This window comes from Roseibium sp., from assembly GCF_025698965.1.
Taxonomy (GTDB): domain Bacteria; phylum Pseudomonadota; class Alphaproteobacteria; order Rhizobiales; family Stappiaceae; genus Roseibium.
The window spans coordinates 1-3179 of the sequence record NZ_JAILWL010000616.1 but is presented as its reverse complement, the minus strand read 5'-3'; the positions used below and the strand labels follow the sequence as shown (position 1 = coordinate 3179).

Here is a 3179-nt window from a genome sequence, read left to right as displayed (position 1 = left end):
CTCTGCGTTCTACGACGTTATCAAATCGACACCGGCGGCTGCACACTTCTTCACAGATGAAGACCACATGGCCAGCGCCAAGGGGCGCCAGCAAGCCCACTGGATGTCCATCGTTTCCGGTCGATTTGACAGCTCCTATTTCGAAGGCGTTCGCAAGATCGGTCTTGCCCACAGCCGGCTCGGACTTGAACCGCGCTATTATATCGGCGGCTACGCGCATCTGGCCTCCGCCCTGATCAGAGCGGTCGCCAAGTCCCAAAGCGCCGGGATCATGGGGCTTCGTCCGCGCCAGACTGAAGTGCTGGACAACCAACTGGACGCCTTGGTCAAAGCCATCTTCCTGGACATGGAACTGGCGGTTTCCTTGTACCTTGAAGAAACCGAAGCCAACGCAGCGCGCGAGAGACATGAGCTCGCATCGCAGTTCGAGCAAAATGTCGGCAATCTGGTTGGAACGCTGACATCCGTCTCGGAAACAATTGGCGACGCCTCACAGAAAGTTGCGTCCACGGTCGAAGCCACTCTTGAACGGGCCGTGAGCGCGGCTTCCGGCGCAGAAGAATCCGCCGCCAGCGTTCGAGCCGTCGCCGCGGCCTCCCATCAGATGGAATCTGCGACGCGCGAAATCGCAGAACGCGCAAACAGCCAAAGCGACATCGCCCGGAAAGCAGAGCAGCTCGCCACAACTGCGGTCACAGACATAGAACGTCTCAATCAGGCGGCGTCACAGATCGGCGGCGTCGTCACCTTGATCCAGCAAATCGCAGAGCAAACCAATCTGCTGGCGCTGAACGCCACCATTGAAAGCGCACGCGCCGGAGAGGCCGGCAAAGGGTTCGCCGTTGTCGCCCAGGAAGTCAAAACCCTGGCCAATCAAACCGCAAAAGCCACGGACGAGATTGGTGGTGAAATCGCTGAGATTCAGGCTGCGACCGGCACTGTCGTGGAAGCGATGTCGCTTATCAGGGACACCATTTCCAAGATCTCGGAAACGTCGATGGGAATTGGCGCAGCCGTCGAAGAGCAAGCCAGCGCCACCACCGAGATCACACGCAGCTCGACGAGCGCCGCTCAGGGCAATGAAGCGGTCGCGTCCGCGTCCTCGGACATGGAGAAAGCCGCCAGAGACGCATCGGTTTCCGTCGATGTCATGACTGCAGCAGCGAGCGAAGTGCAGACGTGTTCGTCCAGCCTGTCTGAGTCCGTGGAGCAGTTTCTCTCCACAATGAGAGTGACAGGCTAGACAGCAACCATGGCTCTATCCCAACTCATCTACACCTCCTATCCGGCCTTCCCGATCCGCCCCGGCTCGCTCACAGGTCCGTTGGGAGAGATCATGAACGCCGGACGCGATCACAATTCTCGCAATCAGATCAGTGGCATTCTGGGCGTCGAGGTGAACCGCTTCTTTCAGATCCTTGAAGGTCCGACCGACAAAGTCAAAGAAACCTTTGAACGAATCCAATATGATAAAAGACATTTTGGCGTTCAACTCAAACACTTCGACGAGCTTGGAGAGAGAACCTTCAAAGACTGGTCTATCGGCTTTGCCGCGCCTGCATATCTGCCCTCTGGTGAACCCGCCCAGATCGACTTTGATACGGTTTGCGTTCAAACGATCATCGATCGCGGGCGCCTGCTGCGACGCCATGGCGTGATTGCGGAGGCGGCCCTGGAGACCCCTAGCGCATCAGGATTCTGAAATCACCGACATCGCGGATGGTGTCTTCATAGACATGCTGCTTGATTGGTCGATGATGGCTATGAAGCGCTGTTCCGCCCTGATCATCCGGGATCGCAGTTGAAACAGCCTGATAATACGCCTCGCCATGAGGCGTGCTTGACCGCCAGGTATTTTCAACCAGAAGCACCTCTCCATTGAAGGCGCCGACCTGCCTGAGACGCTGGAAATGATTATCTGCGTCTTCACCCAATACGCCGTCCAGCCGATCTCCGGGCTCAACCAGGGCGTAACTCCCCCCTAGCGCTCTAAACCCTTTTGAAAATTCAATGAGCTCGACTTCATTTCCCCTGCCCCGGATCAAGCTCACAAGGGTCGGAGACGTACGCACAGTCAAACGCCACCGATCAAAGGAATACTGAAACCGGACATCTTCGAGCAACCGCATGATCCGGGCATGCAGGTGAAAGGAAGGCTGCTGGGCGCCCGTTTCAATTCTGGAATAATGAGCTTGGCTGATACCGAGTTGATCCGCCACCGATGCTTGCTTGGCGCCCGTCTCTCGCCGAAACGCCAGCAGCAATTTTCCAACCTCAGTGTCGTCCGACGTGATCAAGCACCATCCCCCCTGTTTTTATAGGAGTGATGTGGTCTAAGAGTATAACTTCTCAAGGTATTTTATATACACAAAATTAATGTGGATTACAGATTATTAATGTAAGGCGCTCGTGGGCGCTATCCCGCATATCCCCGCCTCAAGCCCCTGAAGGCGCTCTGGAATTCAATGATTATCATTCACGTCATACTGGCGTTGCCTGTCACCGGCTCAGCACCGCTGCATGTCGCTCTCTGATTACATCTGCAACCTATAGCCCCCACTCTCGGTTATCAGGAGCCGGGCGTGCTGGGGGTCGGGCTCGATCTTTTGACGTAGCCGATAGACATGGGTTTCCAGCGTGTGGGTGTTGGCTTCGCGGTGATACCCCCAGACCTGATCAAGCAATTCCTCCCGCGCCACAGGCTGACCCCCGGCTCGATACAGGTATTTGAGAATATTGGTTTCTTTCTCGGTCAGACGCGTCTTTCTGTCCTCGCCATCCACTAAAAGCTTCATGCTTGGTTTGAAGCGATAGGGGCCAACCTGCAGCACCGCGTCTTCGCTTTGTTGATGCCGGCGTAATTGCGATTGCACGCGCTCGAGCAGCACCACGAAGCTGATCGGCTTGGCCAGGAAATCATCCGCGCCAGAGCGTAAACCCAGCACGTGATCGGCGTCGCCGGACTGGGCGGTGAGCAGGATGATCGGGGTGTTCACCCCGTCCTTGCGCAAATGGCGGCAGGCTTCGCGGCCATCCATATCGGGCAGGCCCACATCGAAAATGATGATGTCCACCGGCTCGGATCGAGCAAGCTCCATGCCCGGCTTGGCCGCGTCAGCGGTGAGCACCTTGAAATCATCTTCAAAGCTGAACTGCTCAGCCAGGGCTTCGCGCAGATC

The 3179-nt window shown here is 56.7% G+C and carries 4 protein-coding genes; 2 read left to right on the top strand and 2 right to left on the bottom strand.

Translation table 11 applies throughout. The features are described from left to right. On the top strand, nucleotides 1-1243 hold a 1243-nt coding region (locus K5905_RS30560; RefSeq protein ID WP_297591492.1), incomplete at its 5' end, for a globin-coupled sensor protein. 9 nt (nucleotides 1244-1252) lie between these two features. Continuing rightward, nucleotides 1253-1702: a BLUF domain-containing protein gene (locus tag K5905_RS30555; RefSeq protein ID WP_297591491.1), complete on the top strand. Its 450-nt coding sequence runs from the start codon at nucleotides 1253-1255 to the stop codon at nucleotides 1700-1702. Here the strand turns inward: K5905_RS30555 and K5905_RS30550 are convergent. Both K5905_RS30550 and K5905_RS30545 read right to left on the bottom strand, forming a co-directional pair. Continuing rightward, entirely contained in the window at nucleotides 1683-2297 is a 615-nt protein-coding gene (locus K5905_RS30550; protein WP_297591490.1) for a helix-turn-helix transcriptional regulator, read from the bottom strand. The two genes, K5905_RS30555 and K5905_RS30550, sit on opposite strands and share 20 nt — an antisense overlap. A gap of 237 nt (nucleotides 2298-2534) precedes the next feature. Beyond that, nucleotides 2535-3179 (bottom strand): response regulator transcription factor (locus K5905_RS30545; RefSeq protein WP_297591489.1); only part of this gene is annotated, 645 nt, incomplete at its 5' end.

What these genes read in the sequence shown, in the direction of transcription:
- K5905_RS30555 (WP_297591491.1), top strand. Translation starts at nt 1,253, where the DNA reads ATGGCTCTATCCCAACTCATCTACACCTCCTATCCGGCCTTCCCGATC.